We start from the raw sequence: 12,979 nt of genomic DNA, 5'->3' as shown, positions 1-12,979 counted from the left end.
CACGCTTTCCCCTATCCGTGCAATCGGCTAAAATACCAACCTTTGCAACCCCCACATAAGGAAACCGCCATGACCCGTATGGTTCACTGCGTCAAACTCGGCAAAGAAGCCGAAGGCATGAAATTTCCGCCGCTGCCCAACGAATTGGGCAAACGCATTTTTGAAAACGTTTCCCAAGAAGCATGGATGGCTTGGACCCGTCACCAAACCATGCTCATTAACGAAAACCGCCTAAGCCTTGCCGATCCGCGCGCACGCGAATACCTCGCCCAGCAGATGGAACAATACTTCTTCGGCGACGGAGCAGATGCCGTACAAGGCTATGTTCCGCAAGAGCCTAAATAAGCATTGAAAAGCCAAGGCCGTCTGAAACCCGATTTTCAGACGGCCTTTAAAATTCCCGATTGCCCCGCATATTAGGCAAATAGAACAGATAAATCATACAAACCCATGATTCTCTGTTAGAATCCAAATTTCATTCATTCTCAATCTATATTGGAGCAAACGCCATGCAAAACGACGTTTACGACTATACCTCGCAAGGCTCGGTTGCCAAAAATACCGTCCTACAAAAAACCTACCGCCTGCTCGGCCTGTCTTTCATTCCTGCCGTTGCCGGCGCATTCTTTTCCGCCAAAACAGGCTTTAACATTTTCTCCATGTTCGGTTCATCTTGGATTGCCCTAGCTGCCTTCTTCGGCTTCTTCTACGGCATGACCTTCCTGATCGAGAAAAACCGTTACAGCAACGTCGGCGTAGCCCTGTTGATGATCTTCACTTTCGGCATGGGCCTTGCCATCAGCCCTATGTTGCAATACGCCCTGGCGATTAACAACGGCGCGCAAATCGTCGGTACGGCCGCCGCCATGACCGCTGGTGTCTTCTTCACCATGTCCGCCATGGCGCGCCGCACCACAATGAATATGAATAAACTCGGCAGCTTCCTCGGTGCCGGCGCCATCGTGCTCATGATTGCCGTTGTGGCCAACATCTTCCTCAACATCCCTGCCCTGAGCCTGACCATCGCGGCCGGCTTCGTTGTCTTCAGTTCCCTGATGATTATGTGGCAGGTGCGTGCCGTTATCGACGGTGGTGAAGACAGCCACATCAGCGCGGCGCTGACCATCTTCATCTCCATCTACAACATTTTCAGCAGCCTCTTGAGAATCCTCATCTCTATTAGCGGTGACGACTGATAAAGCCGCAAAGGCCGTCTGAAATTTCAGACGGCCTTTTTGATTTTTGACATCACCGGCAAACTCCCCTATCCTGAACGTACACAAACCCCATTCCCAACCCAAAATGACCACGACCACTCCGCGCCGTGCAGTGTACGCAGGCAGCTTCGACCCTCCCACCCTCGGCCACCTGTGGATGATACAGGAAGCCCAATCCCTCTTTGACGAACTCATTGTCGCCATCGGCACCAATCCCGAAAAGCGCAGCACCTACACCATAGAAGAACGCCGCGCCATGCTCGATGCCATTACCCACCCCTTCCCCAATGTCCGCATCAGCGTGTTTGAAAACCGCTTTTTGGTCGATTATGCCCGCGAAGCCAAAGCCAATTTTATCGTCCGCGGCATCCGTTCCGCCGCCGACTACGAATACGAACGCTCGATGCGCTACATCAACAGCGACATCGCCCCCGAAATCTCCACCGTCTTCCTGATGCCGCCGCGCGAAATAGCCGAAGTATCCTCCACCATGGTCAAAGGCCTGGTCGGCCCACAAGGCTGGCGCGACATGATAGGCCGCTACCTCCCCGACCCCGTCTATCAAAAAATCCTGCAAGACCACGAAACAAACACATAAAACAAAGGCCGTCCGAACATTTCAGACGGCCTTCCAATTTTCATTGATTATTTACGGGCAGACGTCAACGCCTGCAGGTTTTGATTCAACGTTTCCATGTCCAACCAACCGGCGGCAATAAACAGCATCAAAATCACCGTACCCACACACAGCACGCCGATACCATACAACAGATAGCCCACCAAAACACGGCCTACCGTCGCATTCCCCATCCACATCAAACCGCGTACCTGCACCACAAAAACCCAAGCCTGCCACAGCAGCGCAAACGCAGCCAACGCCGGCACATACAACACCAGCAACAGCGGCAGCAGCAAAGCCTCAGACACCAAAATAAAGCCCCACAAAGGCAACCGGGGCGCACCGTAATAATGCAGCACCTTGCGCATCGAGCGGCTCAACACCAACCATTTCACAATCACCAAAATCACCGACAGGCACACCGCCGCCGCGCCACTGCCAAACAAAGGCGACATGCTGGCCGCATTCACCACACCCAACAGCAGCAACACCGCCGCCATCACCAAAGGCGAATACAAATACGTCTCCGGCGAACGATAGCGCAAACGCAAAACATCCCACATATCACGAACAAACACATACAGCATGGCATAAATCCAAAGCAAAAAAGCCGATTGTATCTTAGGCCGTCTGAAAATCAAACCGGCAAACCTAAAAACCGCCAATTAAAACGAAAAATAATTCAATACAAAACAAAATCTTAATTTACCGCCTCAAAAATAAAGCCTACAACCGCTTGCACAAGGCAACGAAATTTGGTTTAATTCACATCTCGCAACGAAACACGCGAAGGCCAGATAGCTCAGTTGGTAGAGCAACGGATTGAAAATCCGTGTGTCGGCGGTTCGATTCCGCCTCTGGCCACCACCAACCGCCTTGAAGCGGTTATTTTTTTATCTATACGATTTGCACGCCATACTTAGCGCAAATCCCATTCCAGACCATGCGTCCCGATTTCCACACAAGGCCGTCTGAAAATTTTCAGACGGCCGTTGTTCATGTTGGCATGGCATAAAAATCCGCTTTACCGCCCCATTCCGACAGAATACGGCGCTTCCATCCAAATCGGCTGAAACCTTCGCGAACATACTGAATATGAATAAAGTTCAAGGCCGGTCGGTTTACTATATAATACCGTCCAAACCAACCATAACTTACTCATTGCAGGGAAGATAATGAAAAAAGTGCTGATTGTGCATTACTCGCAAACGGGGCAGCTCTCCAGCCTGGCGCGAAATTTTGCCACGCCGTTGCAAACAGCCGGCATACAGGTCGATTGCGTCAATATCGTACCGGAGCAGGCGTTTCCGTTTCCGTGGCCGTTTTGGCGTTTTTTCGATACCTTTCCTGAAACCGTCCATTTAAAACCCGCCCCGATTCTGCCGCCGCACATTCCGTCCGAAAATTACGATGTGGTGGCCATTGCCTACACCGTTTGGTTCCTCTCCCCTTCGCAACCGATGACCGCCTTTTTGCAACGCGAAGAAACGCACCGCCTGCTGGACGGCAAACCGGTCATCACGCTTATCGGCTGCCGCAATATGTGGCTGGGCGCGCAAGAGAAAATGAAATCTTTGCTGAAACAAAACGGCGCCAAACTCATCGGCAACATCGTAAAAATCGATGCCTGCAACAGCGCGGCCAGTTTCATTACCACGCCCGCCTGGATGCTGACCGGCGACAAACGCTATTTCCGCTCCCTGCCCTCCGCCGGCATTGCTGAAGAAGAATTGGCGGATGCGGCGCGGTTTGGTGCGAAATTGCGCGATGCACTGTTAAACCAACAGCCTTTGGACGAAACCCTGTTTCAAAACATGGGCGCGGTGACAGTGAATGAAAAACTGATTTTCAGCGAACGCGCCGCCGGCCGCAGCTTCTTCGTCTGGGGCAAGCTTTTGATGGCGGCAGGCCGTATTTCTCCACTTTTGCGCCGTGCGCTGCTGTGCTTCTACATCGTCTTTTTATTGGCGATGATTTTGGTAGTTTTACCCGTCAGCGTAATTTTGAAAAAACTGCTGCATCCACTGCTCAAAGGCCGTCTGAAAAAGCTGGCGGACTATTATGCGCAACCGTCAGGCAGATAATACTTTTCAGACGGCCTCAAACCAGGAATCCATCATGCCCGAAGTTATCCACTACCCCGAACGCCGTCGCTTTCAAATCGACATTGACGGTTTGGAAGCAGGCTATATCAGCTATACCGAACACAACGGCGGCTGGGACGTAAACCATACCGAGGTTTCGCCCAACTTCCGTCATCGCGGCATTGCCAAACTGCTGGTGGACGCGCTGATGGAATACGCCGAAACACAACACATCCCGTTGACTGCAAGCTGCGACTACGCGGCGCGGTTTATCGGTTGATTATTTTGACAAACACATCATGACATCGAATAACACACTCAAAGACGTTTATCTCAACCGCGTTTCTGCCTTTTTGCCCAACGCCCCTGTCGGCAATGACGAAATGGAAGCCGTCCTCGGCATGGCAGGCGATGTGCCTTCACGCGTGCGCCGTATGATTTTGCGCTCCAACGGCATTTTGTCGCGCCATTACGCCATCGACCCCGAAAGCCGCCGCACGACGCACACCAATGCCGAATTGGCCGCCGAAGCGGTCAACGGCCTGTTTGCCCAAGGCGTTGCGGCAGAAGCCATCGGCAGCCTGGCCTGCGCCACTTCCTATCCCGACCAAACCATGCCCGGACACGGCGTAATGGTGCATGGTTTGCTGGATATGCCGCCTTGCGAAGTGTTCAGCATGGCAGGCGTATGCGCGGCAGGTATGGCGGCGATGAAACACGCCTACAACGCCGTACGCACCGGCGAACACGCACATGCGGTTTCCGTTGCTTCCGAAAACGCTTCGGCGGTCATGCGCGGCGAAGTGTTCCAAAGTGAAACCGACCATAAAAAACTGGAAAACGCGTCCCCCGAAATCGGGTTTGAAAAAGACTTTTTGCGCTGGATGCTGTCTGACGGCGCAGGCGCGGTGTATCTGTCCGACCGCCCCAATTCAGACGGCCTCAGCCTGAAAATCCGCTGGATAGACCTGCTTTCCTACGCCAACGAAATGCCACCTTGTATGTATGCCGGCGCAGAATTCCGCGACGGCGTATTTGAAGGCTGGAAACACGCCGATGCCGATTACGGCCGCCGCCACAGCCTGATGGCGGTCAAACAGGACGTCAAACTGTTGAACGAAAACATCGTCCGCTATACGGTGGAAAAACCCCTCTCCCAAATCGCCGCCAAACACGGCATCCGCGCCGAAGAAATCGATTGGTTCCTGCCCCACTACTCTTCCGGCTTTTTCCGCGACCGCCTTTCAGACGGCCTGAAAAATATCGGCTTCGACATTCCGCAGGGAAAATGGTTTACCAATCTGCATAGCAAGGGCAACACGGGTTCGGCCTCGATTTACATCATCCTTGAAGAATTTATGCGCACTTTCCCCATCGAACACGGCCAAAAAATCCTGTGTTACGTTCCGGAAAGCGGACGCTTTTCAACATGTTTCATGCTTTTGGAAGCAGTAAAGGCCGTCTGAATGAAGATTGACGACATCCCTCAAGACAACAGCGCCAGCTACCACGGCCACCGCAAAGTCATCTACGGCACCCGCGACGGCCACTACGAAGCGGCCACCAGCAACGGTTGGCAGGATGAAGCCTACGCCACCGAAATGGCAGTGTGTGAACTCGATGCCCAAACACAGGCCGCGCGCGAAGCCGTCGAAAAAGGCGAGTATTCTCCGCTGTACTACCATATGTTCCGCTGCCGTTATGATGAAACCGGCTTGGCCATGGCGGCAGGTGTATGGAAATGGCAGCTTCGTCGGCATTTCCGCCCCGAAGTATTCGCCAAACTACCGGCCAAAACCCTGCAAAAATACGCCGATGCCTGCCAAATCAGCATAGACAACCTCAAACAAACCGATATTTAAAGTCCCTCATGATTACCCTACATTCTCTCGAGCAATCCCGCGCCCTGCGCATTGTTTGGCTGCTTGAAATCCTCGGTACGCCCTACCGCCTGCAAACCTACTGCCGTCATCCTGACACTTTGCTCGCCCCTGACGAACTCAAAGCCATCCATCCCTTGGGCAAATCGCCTTTATTGGATGATGACGGCTTTATCTTGGCGGAAAGCGGCGCGATTACTGACTACCTGATTCAAACCTACGGCAACGGTCGTCTGATGCCCGAACGCGGCAGCCGCGAATACTGGCAATATCAACGCTGGCTGCATTATGCCGAAGGTTCGCTGATGCCGTTATTGCTGCTCGGACTGGTGTTCCGCCGGATTGAAAGCGCGCCCATGCCGTTTTTCGTCAAACCGATTGCCCGCAAAATCAGCAGTAGCGTCAAAAGCAGCTTTATCCATCCGCAAGCCGCCCTGCATCTTGCCCACATCAACAGCGAGTTGGAAAACCGCGAATGGTTGGTCGGCAACAGCCTTAGCGGTGCCGACATCATGATGAGCTATCCGCTGCAAGCCGCGGCCGACCGCTTCGATTTTGCCGACTACCCCAATATCCGTGCCTATTTGCAGCGCATCGAAGCGCATGAAGCCTACCGCCGCGCCGTTGAAAAAGCAGGTTCGCCTTTATTGAAACTCGACAAATAAAACAAGGCCGTCTGAAACGTTTTCAAACGGCCTGAAACCTTGGTTCACTTATCGAATAGCTTTGCGGCAAACGGCGTTTTTACCCAAGCGCCGCCCGAATGCTTTGTTCCCCCTCGCCGTTCCACTATAATGGCAATCCATATCCTTCTAAAAAATAACATCATGCCAACCGACAACCGCCCGACTCTTGCTATCGACACCAGCACATCCTTTTTGTCCATCGCATTGGAACATCAAGGCGAAATCCGCCTGTTTCATGAAAACGTCGGCACCAAGCAATCCGAACAAATCCTGCCGCAAATCGAGCGCCTCTTTAAAGAAGCAGGCATCACGGCCGCCGATTTGGGCTGCATCGTTTATGCACAGGGCCCCGGCGCATTTACCGGCCTGCGTATCGGCGCGGCGGTTGCACAAGGTTTGGCCACGCCGTTTGACACGCCCATGATCGGCATTCCCTGCCTCGATGCCGCCGCTTCGCTGTTGCCACCATCAAGCTGTGTACTGGCAGCCACAGATGCGCGTATGGGCGAAGTGTTCTACGCATGGTTTGATACGCAAAACCACGTCCGCTTGAGCGATTACACGGTTGGCAAAGCCTCCGCCATTGCCGCGCCCGAAGGCCAAACGCCTAGCGGCGGCATCGGTAATGCCTTTGCCCTCGCCGACAAACCGCCTTTTGACGGTCAAGCCGATATGCCGACCGCCGCCGACTATCTTAAACTTGCCCGCAGCGGCCGCTATATTGCTACTGACGCGGCACACGCCGAGTTGCTCTACGTCCGCAACAAAATTGCCCTGACCGCGCAAGAGCAAGCCCAACAAAAGGCCAAACCGTGAACCTGCGCCCAGCCGTACTTGCCGACTGCCCCACCCTTGCCGCCATCGACGCACAAGGCAATCCCTCGTCGTGGACGGCGCAACAGTTTGAGTCGGCGGTTCAACACCATCCCGACAGCGTTTGGCTCAGCCAGACCAACCACCAAATTACCGGCTTTATCGTGTGGCAAACCGTGTTTGACGAATCCGAGCTGCACCTGATTGCCGTTGCGCCAGAATACCGCCGACAAGGCATTGCATCCGCCCTGCTACAACACTGGCAAAACGCAGTGCAACAGCAAGACGCAACCCGATTGCTGCTCGAAGTCCGCGCAAGCAATGAAACCGCGCAACAGCTCTACCGCAAACACGGCTTCCAAACCTGCGGTCGCCGCAAAAACTACTACGCCCTGCCCGACGGTGGCAGCGAAGATGCCGTATTGATGGAGAAATCATGTTAAGCAGCCGCTATCTGCACCTGCACGAAGCCTTGGGCTTGGGCCCGATGTGGCTGAACCGAAACGCCAAAATCATCCATGCCGCGCCTCAAACCGCAACATCAGCCGCACCCGTCCGCCCCAAAACCATTGCTGCCGATACCGCGCAAACCGTGCGCACTTTATCCGCAGGTGCCCATCAGGCACGCACTGCCGCCATCGCTACTGCGCAAGCGGCCAAACCGGCTGTCCGCGCTCCCGAAGCAGCACCCAAAGCCATTGCCGAAACACCGACAAAAACAGAAAAAGCCGCGCATTCAGACAATCTGCCCCGCCTTGACGTAACCATCAGGCCGTCTGAAATCATGGTGGTCAGCATTTGCCCGTCCACCGAAGACAGCCTGCACGGTACACTGTTTAGCGGCGATGTCGGCACGCTTCTCGACAACATCCTCGCCGCCATCGGCCTCAAGCCCGAGCAGGCGCACAAAACCGCATGGGTCAAAACCGCGCCCGTATTCACTGCCCTGCCCGATGCCGAACACATCCGCTCCGAGCTTGCCGAAATGCAAAACGAGCTGACCGCTTCGCAAGCGCGCGCAGTATTGTTCCTCGGCAAAATCTTCGACAGCCCCGACATGATCGGGCTGATGAACGAATTGTGCGCAGAGCGGCCGCATTTCGTCATTCCCCACCCCGCCCGCCTGCTGATGCAGCCGCAACTCAAAGCGCAGGCATGGCAAATCTTAAAGCCATTGAAACAGCTTTTGGCCAAGGCCGTCTGAACATTCTGTTCAACCTGAAATCAGGTTTTTCACCAACAAAAAAGGGCGTGTTCGACACGCCCTAATGTTTTTCAATATTCCGCCGAATGCCAGAAAGGCTGACCCACCGTCGGCGTACTGGCGCGCGCTTTCTCACGCGCCTCCACAGGTTCCGCCTCATAAGCCAGACGGCCCGACTCGACCGCAAGCGCAAAAGCGCGTGCCATATTGACCGGATCGCCACTTCGGGAAACGGCGGTATTCAATAACACGCCGTCAAAACCCCATTCCATCACTTGCGCCGCCTGCGAAGGCAAACCCAACCCCGCATCGATAATCAACGGCGTGTTGGGCAGACGTTCGCGCAGGACTTTCAGCGCATAAGCATGAACCGTGCCCAGTCCCGTGCCAATCGGCGCCGCCCACGGCATCAACGCCTGACAGCCTGCGTCGAGCAGTCGGCGGCAGGCAATCAGGTCTTCGGTGCAATAAGGCAGTACTTTGAAGCCGTCTTTAATCAGGATTTCCGCCGCCTCGACCAGTTGGAACACGTCGGGCTGCAACGTGTCATCATCGCCGATAAGTTCGAGCTTAATCCAATCGGTATCAAACACTTCGCGCGCCATTTGCGCAGTGGTCACAGCTTCCTGTACGCTTTGACAGCCTGCGGTATTGGGCAACACAGGCACACCCATTTCTTCCAACAACGACCAAAAACCCTGCCCGTGCGCTTCGCCGCCGCTGCCGGCGCGGCGCAATGAAACGGTAATCATCGCCGGTTGCGCGATTTGAACAGACTGCTTGAGGATTTCCGGCGTCGGATAAGCAGCCGTACCGAGTAGCAGCCGTGAAGGGAAAGTTTCTCCATATAGGGTAAACATGATGGATTCCTTTGTAATATTATTTTTGGGGCGATAGCCTTCTGAAAAATCGGTTCAGATAGTTTCCAAATAGTTTTCAAGTCCTTCCGCGACCTTAGTCGGAATAAACTCGGTAATTGTGTATTTCGCTACGCCTTCTCGGTGAAATGGGTCTTCTGCAATTAACTTTTCCACCTGTTCCCTGCCTGATGCTTTCATCAGGATAATGCCGCCTGTCCGCGGCTGTTTGCGTCCAGACATCACAAATACACCTGCTTGATAATACCGTTCAAGATACGCAATATGCTCGGACAGGTAGGTTTCAACCGCAGCCAAGTCTTTAATATATTCCAACGATACGATAAACATTTCTTTTCCTTTTCTCAGCATTAAACCAATAGCGCAGCTATACACGCAGTAAAACCGCTTATCCGCCGACTACGGGGCGCACAATGTCCACTTTGTCGTTTTCGTTTAAAACCGTTTCCGCATACGCGCCTTTGGCGACAAACTGGGTATTGACGGCAACGGCAAACGGTTTCTGCGGCGCGGTTTGGGCGATAAGGTCGGCAACGGTTGTGCCGTTTAATGTGATGGCTTCATTGTTTAATATAATCTTCATAATGCTGCTCCTCTTGTCAGACTTCTTATTTTCAGACGGCCTTATTCATCCCACAAAGCCTGAAACGCTTTAACCACGGCTTCGGGATTTTCCGCTTCGGTAACGGCGCGGACGACGGCGAGGGAGGAAACGCCGGTGGCAAGTACATCTTCAGCGTTGTTCAAATCGATGCCGCCGATGGCGACGACGGGTATGCCGCGAGCCTGTTTCACATATTCGCGCAGTTTCTCCAAGCCTTGCGGGGCGGTGGGCATTTGTTTGGTCGTGGTCGGAAAAATCGCGCCGCTGGCGACGTAGCTAGGTTGTACGGACAAGGCGCGATCGAGTTCGGCAACAGAGTGCGTACTCAAGCCCAAGCGCAAACCGGCAGCTTCAATCGCGGCTAGGTCGGCAGTGTCCATGTCTTCCTGCCCGAGATGCACGCCGTATGCACCTGCGGCAATCGCTTCGCGCCAGTGGTCGTTGATGAAAAGCTGGGTTGCACTGTTTTGACAGGCTACGACGCAACGTTCGATTTCGCGTTTCAACTCGTCGCCATGCAGGATTTTACAGCGCAGTTGCACCGTGTCGGCACCTGCTTTGACCATGCGCTCGACCCAGTCAGCAGTGGGAACAACGGCGTAAAATTTCAGGGGAGATTTGAGTGGCGGGAAGGTCATAACGGCTCCGAAAGGAATAATTCGTTGTTATATTATCAGAAAAGGCCGTCTGAATAATATTTGTTTTCAGACGGCCTGATTGAAAAAATGAATATTGCCCTATTCGGCTTTGGCTTTATAAAAATATGAACATACTGATGGGTTATCAAAATGAGTGCCATATTGGCGCCCCACATTCGGAGACCCAACCCATGAAAAAAATTTCTCTTGTTAGCCGCCCTTCCCTTACTGTTTACCACTTATTCAAATGCCGCCACGCCTAAAGCGGAAGCTTCAAAACCAGCTTCGGCACACAAACAAACCAAGCAGCGTTTTTCCGGCAAAATCACCGGCTATCAAACCGCCGAGCATTTGTTCTCCGTACGCAAGGGCGACCGCCTGCGCATCAGTAAAACCGGCAGCCCTAACGCCTATTTCAACGTATGGGCACCCAAAGACGATGAAGCCGTATTTAACGGTTCGGCACAAGGCGATAAATTTGACGGTATCGCTACCCAATCGGGCAAATATAAAGTGCAGGTCTATATGATGCGCGCCCAAGCCCGCCGTAACACTACTGCCCATTACGCCGTAAACGTCATCAAAAACTAAGGGGCTGACGTAGATTAGCCCTAAATTCCACACCAATCTCGCAGGATTTTAAGCTGTTGAGACGGTGTGCCGAAGTTAAATCGAAATTCGCATTCTTTCAAGAACAGCGGGAAAGATTTGCGATCGATTCCGTTGTATTTTCGCAAGAAACGTTTTGCCTGATTCCAAAAATTCTCAATGCCGTTAATGTGGTTCTGACGGTCGACAAATTCCTTGGAATGGTTGATGCGGTAATGGATAAAACCGCTCACGTCCAACTTATCATAGCTGCTCAGGCTATCCGTGTAAACAATGCTGTCCGGCATGATTTTCTTTTTGATGACAGGGAATAACGTTTCAGACTTGGCATTATCCACCACAACGGTATAGACCCGTCCGTTGCGTTTCAGAATGCCGAAGACAACCACTTTTCCTGCCGCACCTCGACCACGTCTGCCTTTACGCTGTCCGCCGAAATAGCTTTCGTCCAGCTCGACAGAGCCCTCGAAAACCTCATCGGCAGCCAAGGCCAAATGATGGATGATGACATACATATTTTGCGGTAGAATAGAGTTATTTATCCTGCGACTAGGTAGAAGGCGCGGAAAGTCCGGCAGAACTGGTCAGCCTGATTGAAAGCGGCGACTACGAAGCCCTGCTTGCCGAAGATTCGGACGAACATGGCCAAGGCCACGAACATCATTGCGGCTGCGGCTGTTCCCTCGGCTGAGTCAGCCTGCCCATATTATCTACCGCCTCGATTTTCATATTAAAAGGAGACTTACCAGCATGATAAGCAAAGCAAAATTCAATACCGTTGTCGGCAGCATAGGAGCGGCAATAGGTATTTTCGTATTTGTCGCCTATATCCCCCAAATTATCGCCAATATGCAAGGGGCAAAGGCGCAGCCGTGGCAACCCCTGTTTGCAGCAGTATCCTGTCTGATTTGGGTTTTGTACGGTTGGAGCAAAGAACCCCGGAAAGACTGGATTCTGATTATACCCAACGCAGTCGGCGTGATATTGGGATTTCTGACTTTTCTGACTTCGCTTTAAACAAGGGGCTAATCTACGTCAGCCCCAAAACTAAACGCCCTCATGATGTAAAGCTTTAAAAAACAGCAAAGGCCGTCTGAAAATTGAAATTTCAGACGGCCTTTTAAACGGTTTGAAAAGGACGTATCGAACACGTCTTTTTTTTCCTATTACAACAGGAACATGGTTGCTAATCCCAAGAAAATCAGGAAGCCGCCGGAGTCGGTAACCGCGGTAATCAGCACCGAGCTGCCCAATGCCGGGTCGCGTCCGGCTTTGTCCATCATGACGGGAATGAGGACGCCGACGGTCGCGGCTAGCAAAAGGTTCAAGGTCATCGCGGCCACCATGACCAAACCGATGCCGATGTTGCCGTAGAGCAGCCATGAAATCACGCCCATTACCGTGCCCCAAATAATGCCGTTGACGAGGGCGACGCCGACTTCTTTTTTCAGCAGGCGGCCTGCCTGCGTACTGGTCATTTGTCCCATTGCCATGGCGCGGACGATCATGGTGATGGTTTGGTTGCCGGAGTTGCCGCCGATGCCGGCGACGATGGGCATCAGCGCAGCCAGTGCGACGATTTTCTCGATACTGCCTTCAAATGCGCCAATTACGCGGCTGGCGATAAAGGCGGTACACAGGTTGATGGCAAGCCACATCCAGCGGTTTTTCACCGAGTCCCAAATCGGGGCGAACAAGTCCTCTTCTTCTTGCAAACCGGCCATGTTAAACATGTCGGCTTCGGATT

19 protein-coding genes, 1 tRNA gene and 1 pseudogene are annotated in these 12,979 nt (G+C 53.1%); 14 read left to right on the top strand and 7 right to left on the bottom strand.

Translation table 11 applies throughout. From position 1 onward, the window contains the following. Positions 1-69 precede the first annotated feature (69 nt). The 3 genes from ACTHUM_RS07035 to coaD all read left to right on the top strand — a co-directional run bounded on the left by ACTHUM_RS07035 (position 70) and on the right by coaD (position 1,815). Entirely contained in the window at positions 70-345 is a 276-nt protein-coding gene (locus ACTHUM_RS07035) for an oxidative damage protection protein (protein WP_003682648.1), read from the top strand. Between the two features lie 164 nt (positions 346-509). Beyond that, complete coding sequence (locus ACTHUM_RS07030) at positions 510-1,196, top strand: Bax inhibitor-1 family protein (protein WP_049336659.1); 687 nt, start codon at positions 510-512, stop codon at positions 1,194-1,196. A gap of 106 nt (positions 1,197-1,302) precedes the next feature. Continuing rightward, positions 1,303-1,815, top strand: a complete 513-nt coding sequence (coaD, locus tag ACTHUM_RS07025; protein ID WP_049345008.1) for a pantetheine-phosphate adenylyltransferase — start codon at positions 1,303-1,305, stop codon at positions 1,813-1,815. Between the two features lie 47 nt (positions 1,816-1,862). Here the strand turns inward: coaD and ACTHUM_RS07020 are convergent, their stop codons facing one another. Beyond that, entirely contained in the window at positions 1,863-2,423 is a 561-nt protein-coding gene (locus ACTHUM_RS07020; RefSeq protein WP_049336656.1) for a hypothetical protein, read from the bottom strand. A 204-nt stretch (positions 2,424-2,627) separates the two neighbouring features. Between ACTHUM_RS07020 and ACTHUM_RS07015 the strand changes: the two genes are divergently transcribed. The 9 genes from ACTHUM_RS07015 (at position 2,628) to ACTHUM_RS06975 (ending at position 8,503) form a co-directional block, all read left to right on the top strand. Further along, positions 2,628-2,703 (top strand) — tRNA-Phe (locus ACTHUM_RS07015). 308 nt (positions 2,704-3,011) lie between these two features. After that, a complete protein-coding gene (locus ACTHUM_RS07010; RefSeq protein WP_004518954.1) occupies positions 3,012-3,920 on the top strand; it encodes a hypothetical protein in 909 nt (302 codons plus the stop codon). 34 nt (positions 3,921-3,954) lie between these two features. Further along, positions 3,955-4,200 (top strand): GNAT family N-acetyltransferase, encoded by a 246-nt coding sequence (locus ACTHUM_RS07005; RefSeq protein WP_049336668.1) that lies wholly within the window; start codon positions 3,955-3,957, stop codon positions 4,198-4,200. A gap of 19 nt (positions 4,201-4,219) precedes the next feature. Then, on the top strand, positions 4,220-5,386 hold the full coding sequence (locus tag ACTHUM_RS07000) for a beta-ketoacyl-ACP synthase III (RefSeq protein ID WP_049336655.1): 1,167 nt from the start codon (positions 4,220-4,222) through the stop codon (positions 5,384-5,386). Continuing rightward, positions 5,387-5,782: a hypothetical protein gene (locus ACTHUM_RS06995; protein WP_004518957.1), complete on the top strand. Its 396-nt coding sequence runs from the start codon at positions 5,387-5,389 to the stop codon at positions 5,780-5,782. A gap of 8 nt (positions 5,783-5,790) precedes the next feature. Then, entirely contained in the window at positions 5,791-6,465 is a 675-nt protein-coding gene (locus ACTHUM_RS06990) for a glutathione S-transferase family protein (protein WP_004518958.1), read from the top strand. A 162-nt stretch (positions 6,466-6,627) separates the two neighbouring features. Continuing rightward, the gene (gene tsaB, locus ACTHUM_RS06985) at positions 6,628-7,302 is read left to right on the top strand and encodes a tRNA (adenosine(37)-N6)-threonylcarbamoyltransferase complex dimerization subunit type 1 TsaB (RefSeq protein WP_039861921.1); all 675 of its coding nucleotides are present in this window, start codon (positions 6,628-6,630) and stop codon (positions 7,300-7,302) included. Then, positions 7,299-7,742, top strand: a complete 444-nt coding sequence (gene rimI, locus ACTHUM_RS06980) for a ribosomal protein S18-alanine N-acetyltransferase (protein WP_004518961.1) — start codon at positions 7,299-7,301, stop codon at positions 7,740-7,742. The genes tsaB and rimI overlap by 4 nt, the downstream gene beginning before the upstream one ends. Further along, complete coding sequence (locus ACTHUM_RS06975) at positions 7,736-8,503, top strand: uracil-DNA glycosylase family protein (protein ID WP_004518962.1); 768 nt, start codon at positions 7,736-7,738, stop codon at positions 8,501-8,503. The genes rimI and ACTHUM_RS06975 overlap by 7 nt, the downstream gene beginning before the upstream one ends. Before the next feature lie 71 nt (positions 8,504-8,574). Here the strand turns inward: ACTHUM_RS06975 and ACTHUM_RS06970 are convergent, their stop codons facing one another. Genes ACTHUM_RS06970 through thiE form a run of 4 tightly spaced genes read right to left on the bottom strand, consistent with a single transcriptional unit; the run spans position 8,575 to position 10,623 of the window. Beyond that, the gene (locus tag ACTHUM_RS06970) at positions 8,575-9,363 is read right to left on the bottom strand and encodes a thiazole synthase (RefSeq protein WP_004518963.1); all 789 of its coding nucleotides are present in this window, start codon (positions 9,361-9,363) and stop codon (positions 8,575-8,577) included. 54 nt (positions 9,364-9,417) lie between these two features. Beyond that, positions 9,418-9,711, bottom strand: a complete 294-nt coding sequence (locus ACTHUM_RS06965) for a YciI family protein (protein WP_039861865.1) — start codon at positions 9,709-9,711, stop codon at positions 9,418-9,420. A 58-nt stretch (positions 9,712-9,769) separates the two neighbouring features. Continuing rightward, positions 9,770-9,964, bottom strand: a complete 195-nt coding sequence (gene thiS, locus ACTHUM_RS06960) for a sulfur carrier protein ThiS (RefSeq protein ID WP_004518965.1) — start codon at positions 9,962-9,964, stop codon at positions 9,770-9,772. 41 nt (positions 9,965-10,005) lie between these two features. Further along, complete coding sequence (gene thiE / locus ACTHUM_RS06955; RefSeq protein WP_004518966.1) at positions 10,006-10,623, bottom strand: thiamine phosphate synthase; 618 nt, start codon at positions 10,621-10,623, stop codon at positions 10,006-10,008. A gap of 207 nt (positions 10,624-10,830) precedes the next feature. Between thiE and ACTHUM_RS06950 the strand changes: the two genes are divergently transcribed. Next, on the top strand, positions 10,831-11,214 hold the full coding sequence (locus tag ACTHUM_RS06950) for a hypothetical protein (RefSeq protein ID WP_004518967.1): 384 nt from the start codon (positions 10,831-10,833) through the stop codon (positions 11,212-11,214). A gap of 20 nt (positions 11,215-11,234) precedes the next feature. Here ACTHUM_RS06950 and ACTHUM_RS06945 read toward each other — a convergent pair. Further along, positions 11,235-11,764, bottom strand: a pseudogene (locus ACTHUM_RS06945) (IS1595 family transposase); the annotation flags it as partial. Between the two features lie 218 nt (positions 11,765-11,982). On the opposite strand from ACTHUM_RS06945, the gene ACTHUM_RS06940 reads away from it, so the two are divergent. After that, a complete protein-coding gene (locus ACTHUM_RS06940; protein WP_004518970.1) occupies positions 11,983-12,249 on the top strand; it encodes a SemiSWEET family transporter in 267 nt (88 codons plus the stop codon). A 149-nt stretch (positions 12,250-12,398) separates the two neighbouring features. Here the strand turns inward: ACTHUM_RS06940 and ACTHUM_RS06935 are convergent. Further along, positions 12,399-12,979: magnesium transporter (locus ACTHUM_RS06935; RefSeq protein ID WP_440402804.1), on the bottom strand; the 581-nt coding region annotated here is incomplete at its 5' end.

It is taken from the genome of Neisseria sp. P0021.S006 (assembly GCF_051956895.1).
The sequence above is the reverse complement of the archived record's forward strand: the minus strand, read 5'-3'. Positions and strand labels throughout refer to the sequence as shown.

Coding starts and splice junctions, on each gene's coding strand:
- ACTHUM_RS07035 (WP_003682648.1), top strand. CDS start 70: ATGACCCGTATGGTTCACTGCGTCAAACTCGGCAAAGAAGCCGAAGGC.
- ACTHUM_RS07030 (WP_049336659.1), top strand. CDS start 510: ATGCAAAACGACGTTTACGACTATACCTCGCAAGGCTCGGTTGCCAAA.
- coaD (WP_049345008.1), top strand. CDS start 1,303: ATGACCACGACCACTCCGCGCCGTGCAGTGTACGCAGGCAGCTTCGAC.
- ACTHUM_RS07020 (WP_049336656.1), bottom strand. CDS start 2,423: ATGCTGTATGTGTTTGTTCGTGATATGTGGGATGTTTTGCGTTTGCGC.
- ACTHUM_RS07010 (WP_004518954.1), top strand. CDS start 3,012: ATGAAAAAAGTGCTGATTGTGCATTACTCGCAAACGGGGCAGCTCTCC.
- ACTHUM_RS07005 (WP_049336668.1), top strand. CDS start 3,955: ATGCCCGAAGTTATCCACTACCCCGAACGCCGTCGCTTTCAAATCGAC.
- ACTHUM_RS07000 (WP_049336655.1), top strand. CDS start 4,220: ATGACATCGAATAACACACTCAAAGACGTTTATCTCAACCGCGTTTCT.
- ACTHUM_RS06995 (WP_004518957.1), top strand. CDS start 5,387: ATGAAGATTGACGACATCCCTCAAGACAACAGCGCCAGCTACCACGGC.
- ACTHUM_RS06990 (WP_004518958.1), top strand. CDS start 5,791: ATGATTACCCTACATTCTCTCGAGCAATCCCGCGCCCTGCGCATTGTT.
- tsaB (WP_039861921.1), top strand. CDS start 6,628: ATGCCAACCGACAACCGCCCGACTCTTGCTATCGACACCAGCACATCC.
- ACTHUM_RS06975 (WP_004518962.1), top strand. CDS start 7,736: ATGTTAAGCAGCCGCTATCTGCACCTGCACGAAGCCTTGGGCTTGGGC.
- ACTHUM_RS06970 (WP_004518963.1), bottom strand. CDS start 9,363: ATGTTTACCCTATATGGAGAAACTTTCCCTTCACGGCTGCTACTCGGT.
- ACTHUM_RS06965 (WP_039861865.1), bottom strand. CDS start 9,711: ATGTTTATCGTATCGTTGGAATATATTAAAGACTTGGCTGCGGTTGAA.
- thiS (WP_004518965.1), bottom strand. CDS start 9,964: ATGAAGATTATATTAAACAATGAAGCCATCACATTAAACGGCACAACC.
- thiE (WP_004518966.1), bottom strand. CDS start 10,623: ATGACCTTCCCGCCACTCAAATCTCCCCTGAAATTTTACGCCGTTGTT.
- ACTHUM_RS06940 (WP_004518970.1), top strand. CDS start 11,983: ATGATAAGCAAAGCAAAATTCAATACCGTTGTCGGCAGCATAGGAGCG.